Genomic DNA, 19,947 nt, shown 5'->3' on the forward strand with positions numbered 1-19,947 from the left:
GAAGGTCCATCGAATAGGCTCGAACCATGCCATGCTGGCCTCCTTGCCCAGCAGGCATCATGAATCACATGCAACCGCGATTGGGAAGCACATACCGAGTCAATGCAATGTCATCTCGCTCTAGCGCCTCACCCGCACCACTCCCATTGCGTGGGCATGGTGCGGGCATAAAGGCCAGGAATTGTGCGCGTCAGTCGTTTGTCCGCAGCATCGTCCTGATGTCCTCGACCGTCCGGTCCGGCGGAACCTGCCAGCGCCCGCGTGGATCGTGGCTTATTGCACGGCAGGGGCATGACTGCGCCGGCTGCCCCAGGAAAGTGTGCGCCAGAGGAATGGCGCTGACTCCATAGCAATGCAGCGGCAGCGGCTGGGCAAGCGGAATGACCCTGACGCCCGCGTCGCGCATCAGTTGAATGCGTGCATGCGCTGCACCGAACGCACCGCAAAAGGGTCTGCCCGCCGACACGGCGCCGGCAATATGCGACCGGATGGCCGCAGTGTCGGACAAGCCATTCTGCAGGGACATTGCACCGACCATGACCGAGTTCAGCCCGAGCACACCGGCACAGGCCCAACCGAGGCAGGCCAGACGACGGCGGCTCGACAGTATCCCGGCAACGGCGCACAGGAAGACGGCGGTCCAAAGCTGCGGGATAAAGCGTGGCCACCACATATACGGCGTCACAAGGCTGGAAATCAGCAGGCAGGCAGCGACAAGAAGGATGATCCTTATCCGGAACTGCCCCGTCTGCTTCGTCTTGACCGCGACAGCCGCAACGAAAATGGCAAGGATCAGCGCTCCGCCAAATATCGGACCGAAACCGCCAACCGCCACGTCGGGCCACCCGCCGTCATGAATATCGATCAGGGGCCACCACCCTTCTCCGCCGATACTGCGGCTGATGAAAGAGAAAGTCGTCCCCACGAAGAGCGCCAGGTCCGGCAGGCCGCGCACGCTCCCGGGAAGCAGAGCCTCGTTCACCTGGTATCCGGGCGCCCCCATGACGGGATAAAAGGGATGGCCGTAGTGGAGCCAGTTGGTCGCATAGGGATGGAAGCCTATGCCCAGAAGCACAACGAACAGGGCCGCCAGCAGGAACAGTCCGAGTTGGATCGCCGGCCCGAGGCGCGCCTTGACCATCACCCCCAGGCAAAATGCGGCCGAGGCGGCACCAAGGATGGCAATGGCGTTGAACTTTATGTCAACTGCCAGGATCAGACAGCACAAAGCTGAAAAGAAAGAGGAAAGCTTGCGCTGGCGAAGCGCGATAACGAGCAGGCCGACAAAAGCGATCGCAAGTGCGCCCATCAATCCGTCGACATGTTGCGAGCGCATCTGCTCCACGAAAATCGGCGAGCCCGCAGCCAGCATGGCAAGTGCCGCCGATGATTGTCGCGTGAGCCCCTCCCCCCGCAGGACCGCATACCAGATCGGCGGCACGGCAAGCCCCGGCAGCCACAGGATGCCCTTGGCTGCGGTCAACGACAATCCGGCGCTCCAGGCCAGCGCCGTCATCAGCCAGGCGGCGATCGGATAGTGCTGCGGCCACAGGAGCGCCGGCGCGCCCGGCGGCACGAACGCATCGTAATCCTGCCGGAACGGGTTCCAGCCATGATGAAACGCATAGACCGCGTCGAAGTGATACTCCTGACCGTCGTAGCTGCCGTCGATGAACTGCGCCGCGCCCCAGAGGCAAAATGCGGTCAGCGCGGCAACGATACCGACGATCGCTGCGGCACGCGCCGGCGTTCGTCCGAACAGGATTGCGGAAACCAGAAGACCGACGAGATACACGGCGGCCGCGTACCGGGGCACCGGTTCCAGCCCCAGAATCAGCCCGATGGACGCAACGATGACAACGGTAACCAGAACGACAAGTATTGCCTGCCCAACGCAAAGCGCGAATTCAGCGCGTCCGGAAATGTGATGAGGTGACTCCTCCACCCCTCTCGTCATCGTCGAGAAGCAAGACGCCAGGGCCGTCTCGGAAGTCATTCGCAATGGATTGCGCCAACCATCGCCATAGTCAACGCGCATTTCACGCGAGAGGCCCACGAAGGCGGCACCCGCTTCGAAAAACGCGGGTGTCCGCAATGTGGTGAGCCCTGCTGGGTTCGAACCAGCGACCTACTGATTAAAAGTCAGTTGCTCTACCAACTGAGCTAAGGGCCCCTGCCATCTCGCGGCTGCGGAAGCGTCACCTAGGGACCGGACGGCCCTTGGTCAAGCGGACTGATAGCTGTCTGACGGTAAGTCCCGTCAGCGGGTCGCGCCAGGCACCTGCGATCTCGGTGGCGGGCCGGAGCACGAAGCTGCGCTGGCGGAAGGCCGGGTGCGGGATCACGAGGCTCGCTTCGCCGTCATCCCGGGCCCAGGCTCCGCCGTTCCACAGCACGATGTCGAGGTCCAGCACGCGGGCGCCCCATGCCTGGCCGCCGTGCCTGCGACCGAACTTGCGCTCGATCTTGCGCAGCTTGTGCAGCACCTCGTCGGGAGCGCGCTTGCTTCGCAGCACGACCGCGGCATTGGCATAGCAGCGGCGCGAAGGACCGAGCGGGAGCGTCTCGATCACTTTCGAGGCGGCAAGCACTTTGAACTTGCCGTGGTCCAGCGCCTCGATCGCCGCGGCGAGCACCGCGCGCGGGGAACCATAACGATGATGCCGCATGTTGGAACCCAGTGCGATCAGGTAGCGATGCCGGCCCAAGGTACTCAGATATCCTGTGCGATGCGGGTGTAGAGCTGCGGGCGGCGGTCGCGGAAGAAACCCATGCCGGCGCGGTGCCTCGCGGCGCGCGCAAGGTCTATCGTCGCGACGAGGACACCGGTTTCGGCCTTGCCGAATTCGGCGAGGTAGTCGCCCCATTCATCGGTAATGAAGGTATGGCCGTAGAAAGTCTGCTCACTGCCCGTCTCGGCTTCCGCACCGATACGGTTGGCGGCGATCACCGGCATGCAGTTGGAAACCGCATGGCCGACCATCGCCCGGCGCCACATGCGGCTGGTATCGAGATCGGCGTCGTAGGGCTCGGAGCCGATGGCGGTGGGATAGAACAGCAGCTCAGCGCCCATCAGCGCCATGACGCGGGCGCATTCGGGATACCACTGGTCCCAGCATACACCCACGCCGATGCGGGTACCGAAAAGGTCCCAGACCTTGAACCCGTCGTTGCCGGGGCGGAAGTAGTACTTCTCCTCGTAGCCGGGCCCGTCGGGAATGTGACTCTTGCGGTACGTGCCCATGATCGCGCCATCCGGGCCGATCATCGCCAGCGTATTGTAGTAGTGATGCCCCTCGCGCTCGAAGAAGCTGGTCGGGATCGCCACTTTCAACTTCGCGGCCAGGACCTGCATGGCCACGACCGAAGGATGCTCGGCCGTCGGGCGGGCGAGCGAGAAGAGCGCCTCATCCTCCACCTTGCAGAAGTAGGGGCCCGAGAAGAGTTCCGGCGGCAGCACGATTTGCGCGCCCTTCCCCGCCGCCTCCTCCACCAGTGCGGAAACGGCGGCGATGTTCTCGCCCTCGTCGGGCGAACCAAGGGCGAGTTGCAGCGCTGCGACAGTTATTTCGGCCATGGGCGCGCTATTATCAGTCTCGCTTGCGGAACAGAAGTGTCATGCGGTCGCTTTCGCCGATCGCTTCGTACCGGGCCTTGTCGGTCTCCTTGAGCGCATAAGTCGGCGGAAGCGTCCAGACGCCGCCTTCCCAGTCAGCGCTATCCTTCGGATTGGCATTGACCTCCGACTCGCCGACAAGCTCGAAGCCGTTGACTTCCATGAACTTGATAAGGTCAGCTTCGCGCAGGTAGCCGTGACTTCCATTGGCGTAGGCATAGGAAGCGTCGGCCCTGGCCCGGTGCTGGACGATGCCGAGCAGGCCATCGTCCTTCAGCAGCGCGCGCATTGCCTCGATCTCGCTGTCGGCAATGTTCCAGCGCATCATGTTGTGCATCATGCGCACCACGAGGATGCGGTCGAAGGAGCCCTTCTCCGCCTCGGGAATGTCCGCGAGTGTCATGCCCGAGACATTGGTGGCGTGCATCCCCGTCCATTCCGCGACCTTTGCGGGAAAGGCCGCCGCCTCGGCTTTGACCTTCTCGCCATCGAAAGGATAGGTCTTCGGGTTGAAGAACAGTCCGGTCAGATGCCCTTCCTCGGCGAGGTAGGGCGCGAGCACGCGCGAATACCAGCCGCCGCCGGGGGCATATTCGCCGACCTTCATGTCGGGCCGCACGCGGAAGAACGAAAGCGTTTCTGCCGGATGGCGATAGACGTCACGCGCCCTGTCGTCCTTGCGCGCGGGATGGGCCAGCGCAAGCTCGACCAGCGCCTCGCAGCCCTTGCAGAATTCGGAGTCGACGGCCGTTTCGGGAACGGTTTCCGTCGTGGCCGCGGACAGCGGAGCCGCAAGCAGGCTCATGAATGAAGAAAGGGCAAGCAGAGTTCGACGCATGGAAATTCGCTCCCATCCCGAGTGGACCGCCGAGAACGTAGTGCGGCGTGGATCAATGACAAGCCGGCTCATCGCAGTGCCCCATGACAATCGGAAAGCACGTTCCTATCTTGCCCGGCGTTAACGCCCCCCGAACGACAAGGACTGATCGACTATGGAAACGGCAATCGTGGCAGGCGGATGCTTCTGGTGCACCGAGGCGGTGTTCCGCGACGTGATCGGCGTGAGCGAGGTGGAGAGCGGCTATATCGGCGGCACTGTGGAGAACCCGACCTACAAGCAGGTCTGCAGCGGCGCGACCGGCCATGCCGAGGCGATCAGGATCACCTACGATCCCGATGCGATTTCCTATGCCGAAGTGCTCGACGTGTTCATGGGCACGCACGATCCGACGCAGCTCAACCGGCAGGGCAACGACATCGGCACCCAGTACCGCTCGGCGATCTTCCCGCTGGACGATGCCCAGCGCGTCGAGGCGGAAACCGCCATTGCCCGCGCCGATGCGGACAACGACGGCAAGGTCGTCACCACCATCGAGGGCCCGGCAACGTGGTACCCTGCCGAAGACTACCACCAGGAATACTGGGAAGGTGAAGGCCAGCGCAATCCCTACTGCCTGGCCGTGATCCCGCCCAAGCTAATGAAGCTGCGCAAGAGCTTTCAGGCCAAGGTGAAGGCCTAGTGACTCGGCCGGAGGTCAGCCCTTGCGCCAGCGCGCAACGAAGAAGCCGTCCAGCCCGCCTGCCTCGGCCAGCATGCCGGGATCGGTGCGCAGCCAGCCTTCGGGCGTCGGCGAGAGGCCTTCCGGCAATTCGTCTGCCGCTATCGGCCAGGGTGTGAGCGCCACTTTCGCCGCCTGCGCCTCGCCTTCCTCCGGCTCCAGTGAACAGACGGCATAGACCAGCACGCCGCCGGGCTTGAGCCAGCCAGCCGCCCGATCGAGCAGGCGCCCCTGCAAATCGGCCATCTCGGCGACCTGCCGTTCGCCGATGCGGTGCAGCACGTCCGGATGGCGGCGACAGGTGCCGGTGGCGGTGCACGGCGCATCGAGCAGGATCGCATCGAACGGGGCTTCCGGCTCCCACTGGAACGCATCGGCCTGCACCACCTCGGCGGCCAGACCGGTTCGCGCGAGGTTCTCGCGCAGACGTTCGAGACGGCGCTTGCTGATGTCGAGCGCGGTCACGTTCCATCCCGCCGCGGCGAGCTGGAGCGTCTTGCCCCCGGGGGCCGCGCACAGGTCGAGCACGCGCCGCCCCTCCCCGCTGCCGGTCAGGCGCGCAGGCAGGCTGGCGGCGAGGTCCTGCACCCACCACGCACCGTCGCGAAATCCCTCGAGCCCTTCCACCGCAACCCCGCGCGGCAGCCTGACATGGCCGGACATAAGCGACGAGCCGCCCAGCTTCTGCGCCCACTCGGCAGTCCGTTCCGGGTCGCGGAGCGCAAGATCGAGCGGCGGCGGGGAGGCAAGACCGGCCGCTATCGCAGCTGTCCGCTCGCCCCAGCGCGCCGCGACCGGCTCGGGCAGAGTCGGGCTCTCGGGCAGCGAAACCTCGCGCTTCATCAGCGTGGAAAATACGCCGTGCGCAAGCCGCCTGGGCCCGCCGGCAAGAAGCGCCAGCCCGGTCGCGATCACCGCATGGGGCGGCGTATCCAGCCGCAGGACTTGCGCCAGCATCAGTTCGAGCACCGCGCGCGGCTTGGCATCATCGGGCAGGCGTTGGCGGGTCGCGCTGTCGATCAGGGCATCGAGGTCCGCCTTCCAGCGCAGCGTTTCGCCTGCAATCGCCCGCGTCAGCGCCCGATCGGCATCTCCGCGCACGCGGGCAAGGGCAGCGCCTGCCGCCTGATCGAGCGTTTCGCCCCGCCGCAGCACGGCATCGACAAGGTTGAGTGCGGCGCGGCGCGCCGGAAGGCCGGGAATGTCCATGGCAGGCCCCTATAGCGGATTGTCTTTTGCCGCCAGTCACACCACATGGGGGGCATGACACAGCGTGCTACAAAACGTCCCGAAGGCTTCAAGAAGCCCGCGCACTGGACCAACGATCCCGTCCCCGAGCCGCAGTCGGCGAAGGGGGACCAGGACGATGATCCAGAGGGCCTTTCCCCCACCCGCTACGGCGATTGGGTCAAGAATGGAATCGCGGTGGATTTCTAAGGCGGGTTCAAGGGCAAGTCGGCACGTTGACTGCCGTCAATGATTCCGCCCGGCAACAGGGGAAGATACGTGAAATAGTGAGGAAGGAGTAATGCAATGGCTGAATTTCGTTCTCTCGTTCCCTTTGGCCGAGGCCTCCTCGGGCGCAGCGGCAGCGATCCCTTCGCAGGCTTCCGCCAGGAAATGGACCGGCTTCTCGCAGACTTCGGTCAGGGCCTGCCCACCGCATTTTCCGACGACAAGGACGGCTTCATCATTCCCAAGGTCGACGTTGCCGAAACCGATGCCGGTCTCGAACTGACCGCCGAACTTCCCGGCTTCGACGACAAGGACGTTTCCCTCGACATTCACGACGATGTGCTCACCATCAAGGCCGAGCACAAGGATGAACGCGAGGAGAAAGACGAGAAGAAGCACTACCATCTCCTCGAACGCAGCCAGGGAACATTCCTGCGGCGCTTCGTGCTGCCGTTCGAGGCAGATGCCGACAAGGCCAGCGCGCATCTCGACAAGGGCCTGCTCAAGGTCTCGGTACCGCGCATGGCACCTGCCGAGAAGAAGGCGAAGTCGATACCGGTCGGCAACGGCCAGTAACCGCACCCTTCCCGCCAATCCCTCCGGACACCGAGAGGCATTGGCGGGAACCGTCACCAGCCCTGCGCGAGCGACGGCAGCCGCGTCACCAGAAAATCGATCCAGGCCCGCGTTTTTGCGGCCGGGCGGCGCGTACGGTGCGTTACGGCGTGAATGGCGCCGAGATCGACAAGATCTTCCCCCAGATCCAGTTCCACCAGCCGCCCGTCGCGAATTGCCTCGGCAACGAGGAAACGCGGGCCATAGACAATGCCCTGCCCGGCAATCGCCGCACGGGCCAGCAGCTCACCATTGTTGACATGCAGCGAGCCGCGCACGGCCACCTGCCTGTCGCCGCTTCGCCCGAACCCCCAGCGAATGGTGCCGGTCTCGTTGCTCAGCGTGTAGCCGAGGCAGTCCTGATCCGCGAGGTCGTCGATCGAGGAAGGTATCCCGCGTCGCTCGAGGTAGGAAGGCGCCGCGCAGATGCACATCGACACTTCCGCCAGTTTGCGCGCGACGAGGTTGCTGTCTGCCAGCCGACCGATCCTGATCGCGACGTCCCAGCGCTCCTCCAGAAGATCGACATGGCGGTCATTCAACCCCAGTTCGATGGTCACCGCCGGATAGCGATCGTGAAATTCGCGCACCAGGCCCGGCAGGTGCACCACGCCGAAGGCCATTGGCGCGGAAACCCGAAGCAGCCCCTCCACCGAGGCCGAGCGCGCCATGGCCTCGGCCTCTGCTTCGCCGAACTCGCCGAGCAGGCGCTCCATCCTGTCCAGATAGGCCGCGCCCACTTCGGTAAGGGCCAGCTTGCGCGTCGTGCGATGCACCAGCGTGGCCCCGAGGCGACGTTCCAGTGCATTGAGATGCTTGGCGGCCATGGCAGCCGACATGTTCAGCTCGCGCGCGGCGGCCGAAAGGCTTCCAAGGCGCACGGCCCGGACGAAAACCTCGATCCCGGCAAGACGGTCGGCGGCCATTTCACACCCTCAGTTTCAGATCATTCAAATATCATGGATATTATCACCCCTTGATCGCAGGTCTATATGGTCATGCGAAAGGACAGCACATCATGACCCGATTCATTCCCGCAACCGCCCCCATAGGCGCCACTCTCCTCCGCGTGAGCCTCGGCTCTCTCTTTCTTGCCCACCTTGGCCTCAAGGTCTTCGTGTTCACACCAGCGGGCACCGTCGGGTTCTTCGAAAGCATCGGGCTTCCCGGCCCGCTCGCCTACATCACCATGGCCGCGGAATTCGCCGGGGGCGTGGCCCTGATCCTGGGCATCTATGCGCGCCTTGTCGCGCTGGCTCTGATCCCGCTTCTGCTCGGCACCATCTTCACCGTTCACGGCGCCAACGGATTCTTCTTCAACAATGCCGGCGGAGGCTGGGAATATCCCGCGTTCTGGTCGATCACTCTGGCGGTACAGGCCCTGATCGGCGACGGCGCGTTCGCGCTTCTCCCGACCCTGCCGGGCCGCGTCGGCTGACCACCTCTTCCCTCTTATCAAGGACACATCCGATGACACGCCAACCCAGTCTGTTTATTCCGCACGGCGGCGGCCCCTGCTTCTTCATGGACGATCCGAACGGGGCCTGGACCAGCATGGAACATTTCCTGCGCTCGCTGCCCACTCTCCTGCCCGAAGTTCCCAAGGCCATTCTCGTCGTCTCCGCGCATTGGGAGACGAAGGGCTTCGCCTTTACCGGCGCACCGCAACCCGCCCTCATCTACGACTACTACGGGTTCCCGCCGCACACCTATGAACTGCGCTTCGATGCGCCGGGCGCGCCGGAGCTTGCCGCGAAGGCTGCGGCCCTGCTGGAGGCCGCGGGGCTCGAATCTGCCCTCGATCCCCGGCGCGGATACGATCACGGCGTGTTCATTCCACTCAAGGTGGCATGGCCCGACGCCGATGTGCCAGTCGTGGAAATGTCGGTCGATGGCGCACTTGATCCCGCGCTGCATCTGGCCGCAGGCAAGGCGCTGGCGCCGCTGCGCGACGAAGGCGTGCTGATTGTGGGTTCGGGCATGAGCTTTCACAATATGCGCGGCTATGGCGATCCCCGCTTCACCGAGCCCTCCCGCCAGTTCGACGACTGGCTCACGCAGAGCGTGAAACTGCCGGCAAGCGAACGCGCGGCCGCCCTGGCGCACTGGAGTGAATCTCCCGGCGGCCGCCTGTCCCACCCGCGCGAGGAACACCTGATCCCGCTCATGGTCGTGGCAGGTACTGCCGAAGGACCCGGCGAACAGGTGTTCGGCGACCTCGTCCTGAAGACCGCGATCTCCGGCTACCGGTTCGACTGACGGGCGCGCCCGGCGGCTACGGCACGATCTCGATCGGCGTACCGTCGGGCACGCTTTGCCACAGCGCGTCCATCTCCTCGTCGGAAACGGCGATGCAGCCATCGGTCCAGTCGCCCGGGACGCGCCCCACGGCTAGGACATTGGGCTGGCCGTGGATCATGATCATCCCGCCTGCCGAACGGCCCCGCTCCTCGGCATAGGCGACATCCGCCGCGTCGGGATAGGAGATGTGCAGCGAGAGGTAGTAGCTGCTGTCGGGGTTCGCCCAGTCGATCTCGTAGAGCCCCTCGGGCGTGCGCTGATCGCCCTCGAAGCGCTTGGCCCCCACCGGCTGGCCGCCAAGCTGGATATGTTCGATCACATGGACCAACCGCCCCCCGGCATAGAGCGCAAGGGTGCGGTCGGACTTGTCGACGCGAACGAAATCGATTTCTGGCAGCGCAAGCGGCGCCACAGGGACCGCCGCGCCGAGCGTGAACGGCATGAGCAGCGGGGCAAGACTGCGCCAGCCCCGCATCGCCTCAGTCCACGAAGGGATCGCGCACGAGGATAGTATCCTCGCGCTCGGGGCTGGTGGAAACCAGCGCGACCGGGGTTTCGATCAGTTCCTGCACGCGCTGGATGTACTTGATCGCCTGTGCCGGCAGGTCCGCCCAGGAGCGAGCCCCGGCGGTGGTGCCGCTCCAGCCGTCCATTTCCTCGTAGATCGGCTCGACATTGGCCTGATCGGCCGCATGGCTGGGGAAGTAGTCCAGAACCTTGCCGTTGAGGCGGTAACCGGTGCAGATCTTCACCTTTTCGAAGCCGTCGAGCACGTCGAGCTTGGTCAGCGCAATGCCGGTCACGCCCGAGATGGCGCAGGACTGGCGCGTGAGCACAGCGTCAAACCAGCCGCAGCGGCGCTTGCGGCCCGTAACAGTGCCGAACTCGTGGCCACGCTCGCCCAGACGCTGGCCGGTCTCGTCGTCCAGCTCGGTCGGGAACGGGCCCGAGCCGACGCGGGTGGTGTAGGCCTTGACGATGCCGAGCACGAAACCGGTCGCCGCAGGGCCAAGGCCCGAACCGCTGGCGGCAGTGCCCGAAACAGTGTTCGAGCTGGTGACGAAAGGATAGGTACCGTGATCGACGTCGAGCAGCACGCCTTGCGCGCCTTCGAACAGGATGCGCGCGCCCGCCTTCTTGACCTTGTTGAGGCGCTTCCAGGTCACTTGCGCAAACTGCAGCACGAAAGGCGCGATCTCGCGCAGTTCGTTCAGCAGCGCTTCGCGATCGACCGGCGACTGGCCGAAGCCGGCGCGCAGGGCGTCATGATGGGCGCAGAGGCGATCGAGCTGCGAGTCGAGCGAATCGAGGTGCGCCAGATCGCACACGCGAATCGCACGGCGCCCGACCTTGTCCTCGTAAGCCGGGCCGATGCCGCGGCCGGTCGTGCCGATCTTGCCGCTCCCCGCGGCAGCCTCGCGCAAGCCATCCAGCTCGCGGTGGACGGGCAGGATCAGCGGGCAGTTGTCGGCGATCGCAAAGTTCTCGGGCGTAATCTCGACGCCCTGCCCGCGCAGCTTCTCGACCTCGGCCTTGAGCGCCCAGGGATCGAGCACCACACCGTTACCGATGATCGAAAGCGTGCCGGTAACGATGCCGGAAGGCAGCAGCGAGAGCTTGTAGACCTGTTCGCCGACCACCAGCGTATGGCCCGCATTGTGGCCGCCCTGGAAGCGCACCACGGCATCCGCCCGGCTTGCCAGCCAGTCGACGATCTTGCCCTTGCCCTCATCGCCCCACTGGGCGCCGATCACGGTTACGTTGGCCAACGTTTGACGCTTTCACTGCTGTTATGAAGTCCGCCGCGCGCCCTACGGGAGTCGAGGCCCAAGGGCAAGGCGCGGGTGACGAAATATGGCAATATGATTGCACTGAAACAGTCTGTCACAGGTTCAACATTGCACGAGCGACACGGCAGAGCGAGCCTTGCAGCCGCGCTTCGGCCGGTCGAATCGATGGATGACGCGATGAAGAGAATTCTTGCCCTTTGCCTGGCTCTGGCATTCCCGATGGCAGCTTCTGCGACGGAGACTGCGCAAACCAAAACCATCGCCTATGGGACCGACAGCCTGCAGGACCTGGACTTCACGCGCGCCCGGGGCGTTTCCGGACCAGCGCCGCTGATCGTCTTCGTCCACGGAGGCGGCTGGAAACGCGGCAGCAAGGACAACGCGACCGGGCGCTACAAGGCCGCTCACTTCACGAACGAGGGCTATGCCTTCACCACGATCAACTATCGACTCGTCCCCGATGCCACGGTGGAACAGCAGGCGCAGGACGTGGCCGATGCGCTCGCCGCGCTGCTTGCCCGCGCAAAGGATCTGGGCATCGCACCGGGCAAGGTCGTGCTGATGGGCCATAGCGCGGGCGCGCATCTCGTCGCACTGGTTGGCACCGATCCCCAGTACCTGCATCGAGCCGGCCTGTCCTACGCCGCTATCGCGGGCGTCGTTCCGATCGACGGCGCCGCCTACGACGTGCCGCGCCAAATCGTGCAAGGCGGCCGATTCATGCACGCGACCTATGTCCAAGCCTTCGGCGAGGACGCGGCGCGACAGCGCGCGCTGTCGCCGACGGTCCATGCCCCTGCCCCCAATGCCACCGCCTTCCTTCTGCTCCACGTTCAGCGCGAGGACGGCATCGCGCAGGCCCGGGAACTGGAAACCGCGCTGCGCAAGGCCGGAACGCAGGTCGAGCGCCGCGAATTCGCTGGCCGGGGCCTGCGCGGCCACGCCGAGATCAACCGCGAACTGGGCAATCCGGACTATCCGGCAACGGCCGTCGTCGACGCCTGGCTGCGACGCATCCTGCGCTGACGCTCAAAGCTGACGGCGCGGCGGCGGCGGCAGGAAATCGCGCGACGGCATGCCCGGCGGCGGACCGAAATCGGGCTCGTCGAACCAGTCTCCGGTCAAGTCGTCCGGACCAGTGTAGAGCACCTGATAGAGCCGCCACGAAAAGAGCCAGCGCTCGCCGGTATCGACGAAATGCTCGTAATAGCGACCGAGCGTGAGATTGGTCTTGCCGTCCAGCCAGCAGCACTGCTCGCTGACGTAGGTGCGGCCATGCGCCTTTTCCTTGCCATCACGCGCGATGATCGGCGCACGGAAGGTCATGAAAATGCGCCGGGCCTTGCCCAGGAAACCTTCGGCTGCCGATACGATCTCATCCCGCCCGCGCAGGACGGAACCGGCGATGCGCCATTCCCCATCCTCGGCAAAGCATCGGGCGAATGCCTCGAAATCCTTGCGGAAGACGGCATCGGCATAGTGCGCGTGCAATTGGCGGATACCCGCTTCGGCTGCGGCTAACTGGCTCATCTAGCTCTTCTCCCCGGCGTGTCGGGAAAAAGTGTGCCAGCAAAGTCACCGCTTCGCCACGGACGTCAGAGAGGGATCGCCTCGCCGTTCTCGAGCCGGTGCGAACAGCCGAGCGCAATGGCATCGTCGCTTTCAGAAAGCGCCGCGACCGTCGTCCAGCCGATCGCCCGCTGGCGCGCAGCGACTTCACGGTCATGGCCGACCGGCAGGAACAGTACCTTGCGCTCGGGCATTTCGGCGGTCAGCGCATCGATCAGCGGATCGGGGTAAAGCGAGAAACCGGCAGCAGCTTCGCCCTGCTCGTCCCCGGCGCTTCCGAGGATGCGATAGGTACCGCCGCGCCCCAGGGCACCGGAAATGCCCTCAGCATAGATCGTGAAGCCGAACCACGACTGGTATTCGAAGCCATGGCGTTCCGAAGGATCGAGCGTCAGGCGCGCCTTGCCGTTCACGCGCGCGGCAATCTCGCGCAGGCCGGCGATGCGGCTCGCGAGCACGCCGCCGGCATCGAATTCGGCCAGCCGCTCGATCGCGGTATCGAACGGCCCGACGGCATAGAGCAGCGGGAGATAGGCCTGCCCACCGGCATCGACCAGCCCGCCCGCATCCTTGGCATCGAGCATCTGGCGTACCGATTCGGTCTGCGCTTCGGTCAGCGGCAAGGCCTGCACGGCAAGCGTGTCCACCAGATCGGGCAGCGTGAAGTCAACCGAGATGCCAGTGGCGCCGGCCGCGGTGAGCGCCTCTATGGCCAGCTCTACCAGCTCGGCTGCAGCGGCGACCGTGTCCGTGCCGATCAGTTCCGCGCCCAGCTGGAGACGTTCGCGCACCGGATCGAGCCCGGCGCCCTTGATCGTGACGACCTGGCCCGAATAGCAAAGCCGCAATGGCCTTGGTGCTCCGGCAAGCCCGGTCGCGGCCATGCGCGCGACTTGCGCGGTGATGTCCGAACGCAGCGCCAGCATGCGCAGGCTGGCGGGATCGACGAAGCGGAACATGCGGCGCACCTGTACGCCCGCCATGCGGCTCGCCAGCGACTTCTCGAATTCGAGCATGGGCGTTTCGACCCGCTCGTAGCCATGCCCCGCCATGACATCGAGTGCTGCGCGGCGCACGCGCTGTGAAGCCGCCGCCTGCTGCGGCAGACGGTCGCCAAGCCCCTCGGGCAGAAGATCGCGGTCGGTGTCCTGCATAGTGGGTGCGCCCATAACGAGGTCGGGGCGCAAAGTCGAATGGCTCGACCCTGCGCCCCGATCACGTCTGAGCATCAGGCGAAGGCCAGCGCCTTCACAAGCTTCACGCCCGGTAGCGCGCAAGCCTGCTTGAGCACGGTTTCGGGCACCGCGCTGTCGACCGACAGCAGCAGCACCGCCTCGCCACCCGCCTCGCGGCGGCCGAGGTTGAAAGTGCCGATGTTGATGCCGTTCTCGCCCAGCAAGGTGCCGATACGGCCGATGAAGCCCGGCGCGTCCTCGTTGACGATGTACATCATGTGGCCGGCAAGCTCGGCTTCCACCTTGATGCCGAAAAGTTCGACCAGACGTGGCTCGACGTTGTTGAAGAGCGTGCCCGCGACCGAACGTTCGCCCGACTCGGTCTTCACCGAAACGCGAATCAGCGTGTGGTAGTCGCCCTCACGCTCGGTCTTGACCTCGCGCACTTCAAGGCCGCGCTCCTTGGCGAGGTAAGGCGCGTTGACCATGTTCACCGTGTCCGACTGCACGCGCAGGAACCCGGCCAGCACGGCAGCGACCATCGGCTTCATGTTGAGCTCGGCCGCGGCGCCTTCGGTGTGGATCGAGATCCGCGGAACCGAATCGCGGGTAAGCTGCCCGACCATCGAGCCGAGCTGTTCGGCAAGCTTCATGTAGGGCTTGAGCTTCGGCGCTTCCTCGGCGGAGAGCGACGGCATGTTGAGCGCGTTGGTAACGCCGCCGTTGACGAGGTAATCCGCAAGCTGCTCGGCCACCTGCAGCGCGACGTTGACCTGCGCTTCGGTGGTCGATGCACCAAGGTGCGGGGTGCAGATGAAGTTCGGCGCACCAAACAGCGGCGAGTCCTTGGCCGGTTCGGTCTTGAACACGTCGAGCGCCGCACCCGCGACATGGCCCGAAACCAGCAGATCCTTCAGCGCGTCCTCGTCGATCAGGCCGCCGCGCGCGCAGTTGACGATGCGCACCCCGTTCTTGGTCTTGAGCAGGTTCTCTCGGCTCAGGATGTTGCGGGTCTGGTCGGTCAGTGGGGTGTGCAGGGTGATGAAGTCGGCCCGTTCGAGCAGGGCATCGAGTTCGACCTTCTCCACGCCCATTTCCACCGCGCGTTCGGGCGTCAGGAACGGGTCGAAGGCCACGACCTTCATCTTCACGCCCAGCGCGCGCGAGGCGACGATCGAGCCGATGTTGCCCGCGCCGATCAGGCCGAGCGTCTTGCCGGTGACTTCGACACCCATGAAGGCGTTCTTCGGCCATTCGCCGGCCTGGGTGCGCGCGTTCGCTTCCGGAATCTGGCGCGCGAGCGCGAAGATCATGGCGATGGCGTGCTCGGCCGTAGTGATCGAGTTGCCGAACGGTGTGTTCATCACCACGACGCCCTGCGCCGAAGCGGCCGGGATATCGACATTGTCGACGCCGATGCCGGCGCGGCCGATGACCTTGAGGTTCTTGGCCGCGGCCAGAACTTCCTTGGTCACCTTGGTCGAGGAACGGATGGCCAGGCCATCGTATTCGCCGATGCGGGCGATGAGCTGTTCCGGCGTCTCGCCGGTGATGACGTCCACGTCGCAGCCGCGCGCTTCGAAAATGCGGGCAGCGTTGGGGTCCATCTTGTCCGAAATGAGGACTTTGGGCTTGGTGGTCATGACGAATCTCTCAATTCGTCATCCTGACGAAGGTCAGGATCGCAGGCCGTTTACGCAAGGGGACGCGCTTGGCGGTCCGCGATCCCAGCCTTCGCTGGGATGACGGTTCAACTTCAGGCGGCAGCCTTGACGGTGGCATAGGCGTAATCGAGCCAGGGCCCGAGCGCCTCGATGTCGGCGGTATCGACCGTGGCACCGCACCAGATGCGTAGGCCTGCGGGAGCATCGCGGTAACCGGCGATGTCATAGGCCGCGCCTTCCTTTTCGAGCACGGCGGCGAACTTCTTGATGAAGTCCGTGTCGGCACCTTCCACCGTCAGGCAGACCGAAGTCTTCGAACGGGTTCCGCTGTCGACCGCAAGGTGGCCAAGCCAGTCACGTTCGGCGACGATCTTGTCGAGCGCATGAGCATTGGCGTTCGAACGCGCCATGAGGCCTTCGAGACCGCCCAGCGACTTTGCCCATTCGAGCGCGAAGATCGCATCCTCGACAGCAAGCATCGAGGGGGTGTTGATGGTCTCGCCCTTGAACACGCCTTCGGAAAGCTTGCCGCCCTTGGTGAGGCGGAAGACCTTCGGCAGCGGCCAGGACGGGGTGTAGCTCTCGAGGCGTTCGACCGCGCGGGGGCCGAGGATCAGGACGCCATGGCCGCCCTCGCCGCCCAGCACTTTCTGCCAGGAGAAGGTGGCGACGTCGATCTTGTCCCACGGAATGTCATAGGCGAACACGGCGCTGGTCGAGTCGGCGAAGGACAGGCCCTCGCGGTCGTCGGGGATCCATTCGCCATCGGGCACGCGGACGCCCGAAGTGGTGCCGTTCCAGGTGAACAGCACGTCAGTCGACCAGTCGACCTTGTCGAGATCCGGGAGCTGGCCGTAGTCGGCGCGCATCACCGTGGGTTCGAGCTTGAGCTGCTTGACGACATCGGTGACCCAACCGTCACCGAAGCTTTCCCAAGCCAGCGTCGTGACCTCGCGAGCGCCGAGCATGGTCCACATGGCCATCTCGAAGGCACCGGTATCCGAACCGGGCACGATGCCGATGCGGTGCGTATCGGGCAGCTTCAGCACTTCGCGCATCAGATCGATGCAGTACGCGAGACGCGACTTGCCGATCTTGGCGCGGTGCGAGCGGCCGAGCGATTCGGTGGCGAGTTTTTCGGGGGCGTATCCGGGCGGCTTGGCGCAGGGACCGGAAGAGAAATGCGGACGCGCAGGCTTGCGCCCCGGTATCGTAGTATCAGTCATGTCTGACTCTCCTTACAGAGAGCACGCGCGGCGTTGGGACCGCGTGGCCCGGAGCCGCATCTAGTGGCCGCCCGGTTTTTGTCAATCGATTCCCGGCCCAGCGCAGAGACGAACACACGGCGATGCGCGGCAATTTGAACGCGATAAGGGCTAACCGACAGGGTTCGTTAACCATTGAGCGCAATAATGCCGGCCATGCGCAGATTGCTGCTCATCCTGCCTCTGGTCGCCACGCTGAGCGCTTGCATGGACATCCCGCAAGCGCAGGCCCCGCAACGGCAATCGGTGCGTCAATCCACGACCGCATTCAGCCCCCGACCCGAATATCGGCAATGCCTGTCCGAACTCGGCGCCCAGCGGGCCACGTTCACACCGCTGCCAGACCAGTATTTCGGGACCGGCTGCTCCAACGTGGACACCGTGCAGCTCGCCAGCGTTCATGGCGATACCGCCTCGCTCGCCCTGACCAATCTGGGCCCGGTAACCTGTGACATGGCAACCACGTTCGCCGCCTGGGCCCGCTTCGGCGTCGACCGCGCCGCGGAGCAGATCCTTGGCAGCCATCTGGCCCGGATCGAGACTTTCGGCAGCTACAATTGCCGCAACGTGGCCGGAACCAGCCGCCGCTCAGGCCATGCCACGGCCAACGCCATCGACGTATCGGCGTTCGTGTTGTCGGACGGCCGCAGGATTTCCGTGCTGGACGACTGGGACAGCGGCACGCCTGCCGAGCGCCGCTTCCTGCGCGTGGTCCACGAAAGCGCCTGCAAGCGCTTCGGCACGACATTGGGCCCGGACTACAACGCGGCGCACGCCAATCATTTCCATGTGGAAGCCAATAGCGGCAGCTTCTGTCGATAGACGAAATCCGATTTCGACGCGTGCACCGCCCTGGTGTTCAGAGCTGAATGGTCGTCATCCTGAACGGCATTTCCACATCCAGCTTCACACGGTATCCGGCCGGCCCCGACGCCGAACTGGCGCAGTCGCACTGGATCAGCGCACGGCAATGCACCACGGCCCGCGAGAGATTCCACGCATGCAGCCATTCGCGATACTGGGTCGAAAGGTATCCGGGCAAATATCCGACCAGCCCGCCGTCGACGAACACTCCCACATCGCCCCTGCCGGCCCGCCCCGACCGCTCGCGGTCGATTGCCAGGACCGCGACGCACCTGTGATCGCGGCCGGGACATCCGCTCTGCCCGGCAACCTCGTGGATCTCCGAATGGCGGCGCGACGTCCGCACCAGTTCCAGCGGGAAATCATCCCGTCCATGCAGCAGCAACCTGAGTCCCTCGGACGCCGAATCGTCCGGGACGGCACGACTGCCTGCAAGGTGCAACCCCTTGAAATACCGATCCAACATGTAAGCGCGACCCCCGCCTTCCCTGCGGTGTAGGAAGCAGCTTATCACGCCAGGGCGGTCGATTTGCACGGCAGGCCGGGCTGTGCACAGAAATTCTTGGTCAACCGGCCACGCGAAAGCCCCGGAAAGCCGAAAGGCTTCCCGGGGCTTCACCATACCAACCGCCAGGCCGCAGTCGGCCTGAAATCAGAACGGCAGCTTATAGAAGCGCGAAGCGTTGTCCTGCAGGACCTTCTTCTTCACTTCGTAGTCGTAGCCGCCGAGCACGTTCTTGATGTGCGCCTGCACGCCCGGATAGAGCGAGGTTGGGTGCGGGAAGTCGGTTTCGAACATGACGTTGTCGACACCGATGGTTTCCAGCAGCAGCTTCGGCGCGACCTTCTCGAACCAGAAAGTGCACATGAAGTGGTCGCGGAAATAGTCCCACGGCTGCTTCTTGAGGATGTTGCGCTTGCGCGGCAGCATTTCCTGGAACTGGTGCTCCAGCGCTTCCACGGCGAAGGGCACCCAGCCCATGCCGCTCTCGATCAGGCCAATCTTGAGGTTCGGGTGCTGGTCGAGACGGCCCGAAACCATCCAGTTGCCGAGCGTGGCGGCATTGCCGATCGAGAACATCGTCGCGACCACCGAGAGGATCTGCTCGAACTCGAAACCTTCCCAGGTCAGCGTGTTCGGGTCGATCGCGGCATTGAGGTGGAAGTTGAGCGGAACGCCCTCGGCGTCGCACATCTCGAGGAACGGCGTCCAGTAATCGTGGTTGAAGCTCGGCACGCCGACGCGCTCGGGCGTATCGGGCAGCACGAAACCGCGCAGCCCCATGTCGATGCAGCGGCGGGCTTCCTTCTCGAGCTCGGCCTTGTCCCACAGCGGCAGGTGCGCCATCGGGAACAGACGCTCTCCCGACTCCTTCTGCCAGTCGGCGTTGAAGTCGTTGTAGATCTTCATGATGTTGAGCGCGAGGTCGCGATCGCCCAACGTCATCAGCATGCCAGCCTGGGTGATGCCCGAGTTCTGGAAGCAGATCTGCGCGTAGACGCCCATGTCGTCCATCGCGGCAAGGCGCGGCGCGATCTCGTGACCGCCGGCGTGCGATTCCTCAAGCGTTGGGAACGCGAGGCGGCCCAGCAGCTTGTTGTTGTCCTTGCGGATCACGTTGCCGCCCAGCGTGCCGCAGTTGCGGTCGCCGATGTACCAGCGGTCGACGCCGTCGGCATCGCGCTTCACATAGGGCATCTTGCCCTTCATGCCGACCGGCGCGCGGTCAATGAAGAGCGTCGGCGGTTCCACGATATGGGTGTCGGTATCGACGATCTTGATCCCCTTCAGCGAGGGATCGAGTCCGCCGGACTGGGTTGCATAGTCGACTTCACGGATGACGCCGCCGGGCAGGTACCCCTCTGCGGACCAATACTTCCGTGCCGACTCCTGCATGTCCTTGGTGTCTGCATCGGCCATTAGAATTCTCCCGAAATTAATGGGTCTCATTTCGCAACCATGCCGGCCAAATTCAATTGCATTGGCCAACGCAGGCACGATGAATCGCCCCTCTCGAACATGTTCATGCCGCCATGCGGCCGCGTTTCTTGCTTGCCGGTTTTGCCTTGGGCA

21 protein-coding genes and 1 tRNA gene are annotated in these 19,947 nt (G+C 64.6%); 7 read left to right on the forward strand and 15 right to left on the reverse strand.

Annotation, left to right across the window (positions count from 1 at the left end; all coding sequences use genetic code 11):
* Positions 1-190 precede the first annotated feature (190 nt).
* From NZK81_RS18945 to NZK81_RS18965, 5 genes are all read right to left on the reverse strand, one after another.
* Complete coding sequence (locus NZK81_RS18945) at positions 191-2,038, reverse strand: hypothetical protein (protein ID WP_260047661.1); 1,848 nt, start codon at positions 2,036-2,038, stop codon at positions 191-193.
* Positions 2,039-2,097: 59 nt separating this feature from the next.
* Positions 2,098-2,173: transfer RNA gene (locus NZK81_RS18950), tRNA-Lys, on the reverse strand.
* A 25-nt stretch (positions 2,174-2,198) separates the two neighbouring features.
* A complete protein-coding gene (gene folK / locus NZK81_RS18955) occupies positions 2,199-2,708 on the reverse strand; it encodes a 2-amino-4-hydroxy-6-hydroxymethyldihydropteridine diphosphokinase (RefSeq protein WP_260047662.1) in 510 nt (169 codons plus the stop codon).
* Between the two features lie 5 nt (positions 2,709-2,713).
* Positions 2,714-3,577 carry an N-carbamoylputrescine amidase gene (gene aguB, locus NZK81_RS18960; protein WP_260047663.1) on the reverse strand — a complete coding sequence of 288 codons (864 nt, stop codon included), beginning with the start codon at positions 3,575-3,577 and terminating at the stop codon, positions 2,714-2,716.
* A 13-nt stretch (positions 3,578-3,590) separates the two neighbouring features.
* Positions 3,591-4,454: a class I SAM-dependent methyltransferase gene (locus NZK81_RS18965; protein WP_260047664.1), complete on the reverse strand. Its 864-nt coding sequence runs from the start codon at positions 4,452-4,454 to the stop codon at positions 3,591-3,593.
* A 154-nt stretch (positions 4,455-4,608) separates the two neighbouring features.
* Between NZK81_RS18965 and msrA the strand changes: the two genes are divergently transcribed.
* A complete protein-coding gene (gene msrA / locus NZK81_RS18970) occupies positions 4,609-5,136 on the forward strand; it encodes a peptide-methionine (S)-S-oxide reductase MsrA (protein WP_260047665.1) in 528 nt (175 codons plus the stop codon).
* Positions 5,137-5,151: 15 nt separating this feature from the next.
* Here msrA and NZK81_RS18975 read toward each other — a convergent pair whose 3' ends face one another.
* Positions 5,152-6,384: an RsmB/NOP family class I SAM-dependent RNA methyltransferase gene (locus NZK81_RS18975; RefSeq protein WP_260047666.1), complete on the reverse strand. Its 1,233-nt coding sequence runs from the start codon at positions 6,382-6,384 to the stop codon at positions 5,152-5,154.
* A 54-nt stretch (positions 6,385-6,438) separates the two neighbouring features.
* Between NZK81_RS18975 and NZK81_RS18980 the strand changes: the two genes are divergently transcribed.
* Both NZK81_RS18980 and NZK81_RS18985 read left to right on the forward strand, forming a co-directional pair.
* On the forward strand, positions 6,439-6,612 hold the full coding sequence (locus NZK81_RS18980) for a DUF1674 domain-containing protein (protein ID WP_260047667.1): 174 nt from the start codon (positions 6,439-6,441) through the stop codon (positions 6,610-6,612).
* 96 nt (positions 6,613-6,708) lie between these two features.
* Positions 6,709-7,206 (forward strand): Hsp20/alpha crystallin family protein, encoded by a 498-nt coding sequence (locus NZK81_RS18985; protein WP_260047668.1) that lies wholly within the window; start codon positions 6,709-6,711, stop codon positions 7,204-7,206.
* Positions 7,207-7,259: 53 nt separating this feature from the next.
* On the opposite strand, the gene NZK81_RS18990 is transcribed toward NZK81_RS18985, so the two are convergent.
* Positions 7,260-8,171 carry a LysR family transcriptional regulator gene (locus tag NZK81_RS18990; protein ID WP_260047669.1) on the reverse strand — a complete coding sequence of 304 codons (912 nt, stop codon included), beginning with the start codon at positions 8,169-8,171 and terminating at the stop codon, positions 7,260-7,262.
* A gap of 92 nt (positions 8,172-8,263) precedes the next feature.
* On the opposite strand from NZK81_RS18990, the gene NZK81_RS18995 reads away from it, so the two are divergent.
* Together NZK81_RS18995 and NZK81_RS19000 are read left to right on the forward strand one after the other, a co-directional pair.
* Positions 8,264-8,683, forward strand: a complete 420-nt coding sequence (locus NZK81_RS18995) for a DoxX family protein (protein ID WP_260047670.1) — start codon at positions 8,264-8,266, stop codon at positions 8,681-8,683.
* Between the two features lie 32 nt (positions 8,684-8,715).
* The gene (locus NZK81_RS19000) at positions 8,716-9,504 is read left to right on the forward strand and encodes a DODA-type extradiol aromatic ring-opening family dioxygenase (protein WP_260047671.1); all 789 of its coding nucleotides are present in this window, start codon (positions 8,716-8,718) and stop codon (positions 9,502-9,504) included.
* A gap of 16 nt (positions 9,505-9,520) precedes the next feature.
* On the opposite strand, the gene NZK81_RS19005 is transcribed toward NZK81_RS19000, so the two are convergent.
* Both NZK81_RS19005 and NZK81_RS19010 read right to left on the reverse strand, forming a co-directional pair.
* The gene (locus tag NZK81_RS19005) at positions 9,521-10,021 is read right to left on the reverse strand and encodes a L,D-transpeptidase family protein (RefSeq protein ID WP_260047672.1); all 501 of its coding nucleotides are present in this window, start codon (positions 10,019-10,021) and stop codon (positions 9,521-9,523) included.
* 4 nt (positions 10,022-10,025) lie between these two features.
* Positions 10,026-11,315: an adenylosuccinate synthase gene (locus tag NZK81_RS19010; RefSeq protein ID WP_260047673.1), complete on the reverse strand. Its 1,290-nt coding sequence runs from the start codon at positions 11,313-11,315 to the stop codon at positions 10,026-10,028.
* 240 nt (positions 11,316-11,555) lie between these two features.
* Between NZK81_RS19010 and NZK81_RS19015 the strand changes: the two genes are divergently transcribed.
* Positions 11,556-12,362 (forward strand): alpha/beta hydrolase, encoded by an 807-nt coding sequence (locus NZK81_RS19015; RefSeq protein ID WP_260047674.1) that lies wholly within the window; start codon positions 11,556-11,558, stop codon positions 12,360-12,362.
* Positions 12,363-12,365: 3 nt separating this feature from the next.
* Here NZK81_RS19015 and NZK81_RS19020 read toward each other — a convergent pair whose 3' ends face one another.
* The 4 genes from NZK81_RS19020 to NZK81_RS19035 all read right to left on the reverse strand — a co-directional run bounded on the left by NZK81_RS19020 (position 12,366) and on the right by NZK81_RS19035 (position 16,970).
* Positions 12,366-12,866: a nuclear transport factor 2 family protein gene (locus NZK81_RS19020; RefSeq protein ID WP_260047675.1), complete on the reverse strand. Its 501-nt coding sequence runs from the start codon at positions 12,864-12,866 to the stop codon at positions 12,366-12,368.
* 65 nt (positions 12,867-12,931) lie between these two features.
* Complete coding sequence (locus tag NZK81_RS19025) at positions 12,932-14,059, reverse strand: ATP phosphoribosyltransferase regulatory subunit (protein ID WP_260047676.1); 1,128 nt, start codon at positions 14,057-14,059, stop codon at positions 12,932-12,934.
* Between the two features lie 74 nt (positions 14,060-14,133).
* Entirely contained in the window at positions 14,134-15,723 is a 1,590-nt protein-coding gene (serA, locus tag NZK81_RS19030) for a phosphoglycerate dehydrogenase (protein WP_260047677.1), read from the reverse strand.
* A gap of 113 nt (positions 15,724-15,836) precedes the next feature.
* Positions 15,837-16,970, reverse strand: coding sequence for a phosphoserine transaminase (locus NZK81_RS19035; RefSeq protein WP_260047678.1), 1,134 nt, complete (start codon positions 16,968-16,970; stop codon positions 15,837-15,839).
* Between the two features lie 195 nt (positions 16,971-17,165).
* Between NZK81_RS19035 and NZK81_RS19040 the strand changes: the two genes are divergently transcribed.
* Positions 17,166-17,831 (forward strand): extensin family protein, encoded by a 666-nt coding sequence (locus tag NZK81_RS19040; RefSeq protein WP_260047707.1) that lies wholly within the window; start codon positions 17,166-17,168, stop codon positions 17,829-17,831.
* 37 nt (positions 17,832-17,868) lie between these two features.
* On the opposite strand, the gene NZK81_RS19045 is transcribed toward NZK81_RS19040, so the two are convergent.
* Together NZK81_RS19045 and NZK81_RS19050 are read right to left on the reverse strand one after the other, a co-directional pair.
* Positions 17,869-18,339, reverse strand: a complete 471-nt coding sequence (locus NZK81_RS19045; protein WP_260047679.1) for a hypothetical protein — start codon at positions 18,337-18,339, stop codon at positions 17,869-17,871.
* Positions 18,340-18,525: 186 nt separating this feature from the next.
* Positions 18,526-19,794: an amidohydrolase family protein gene (locus NZK81_RS19050; protein ID WP_260047680.1), complete on the reverse strand. Its 1,269-nt coding sequence runs from the start codon at positions 19,792-19,794 to the stop codon at positions 18,526-18,528.
* Positions 19,795-19,947 lie beyond the last annotated feature (153 nt).

Source organism: Novosphingobium mangrovisedimenti, assembly GCF_025153475.1.
In the GTDB taxonomy this organism is placed as follows: Bacteria; Pseudomonadota; Alphaproteobacteria; order Sphingomonadales; family Sphingomonadaceae; genus Novosphingobium; species Novosphingobium mangrovi_A.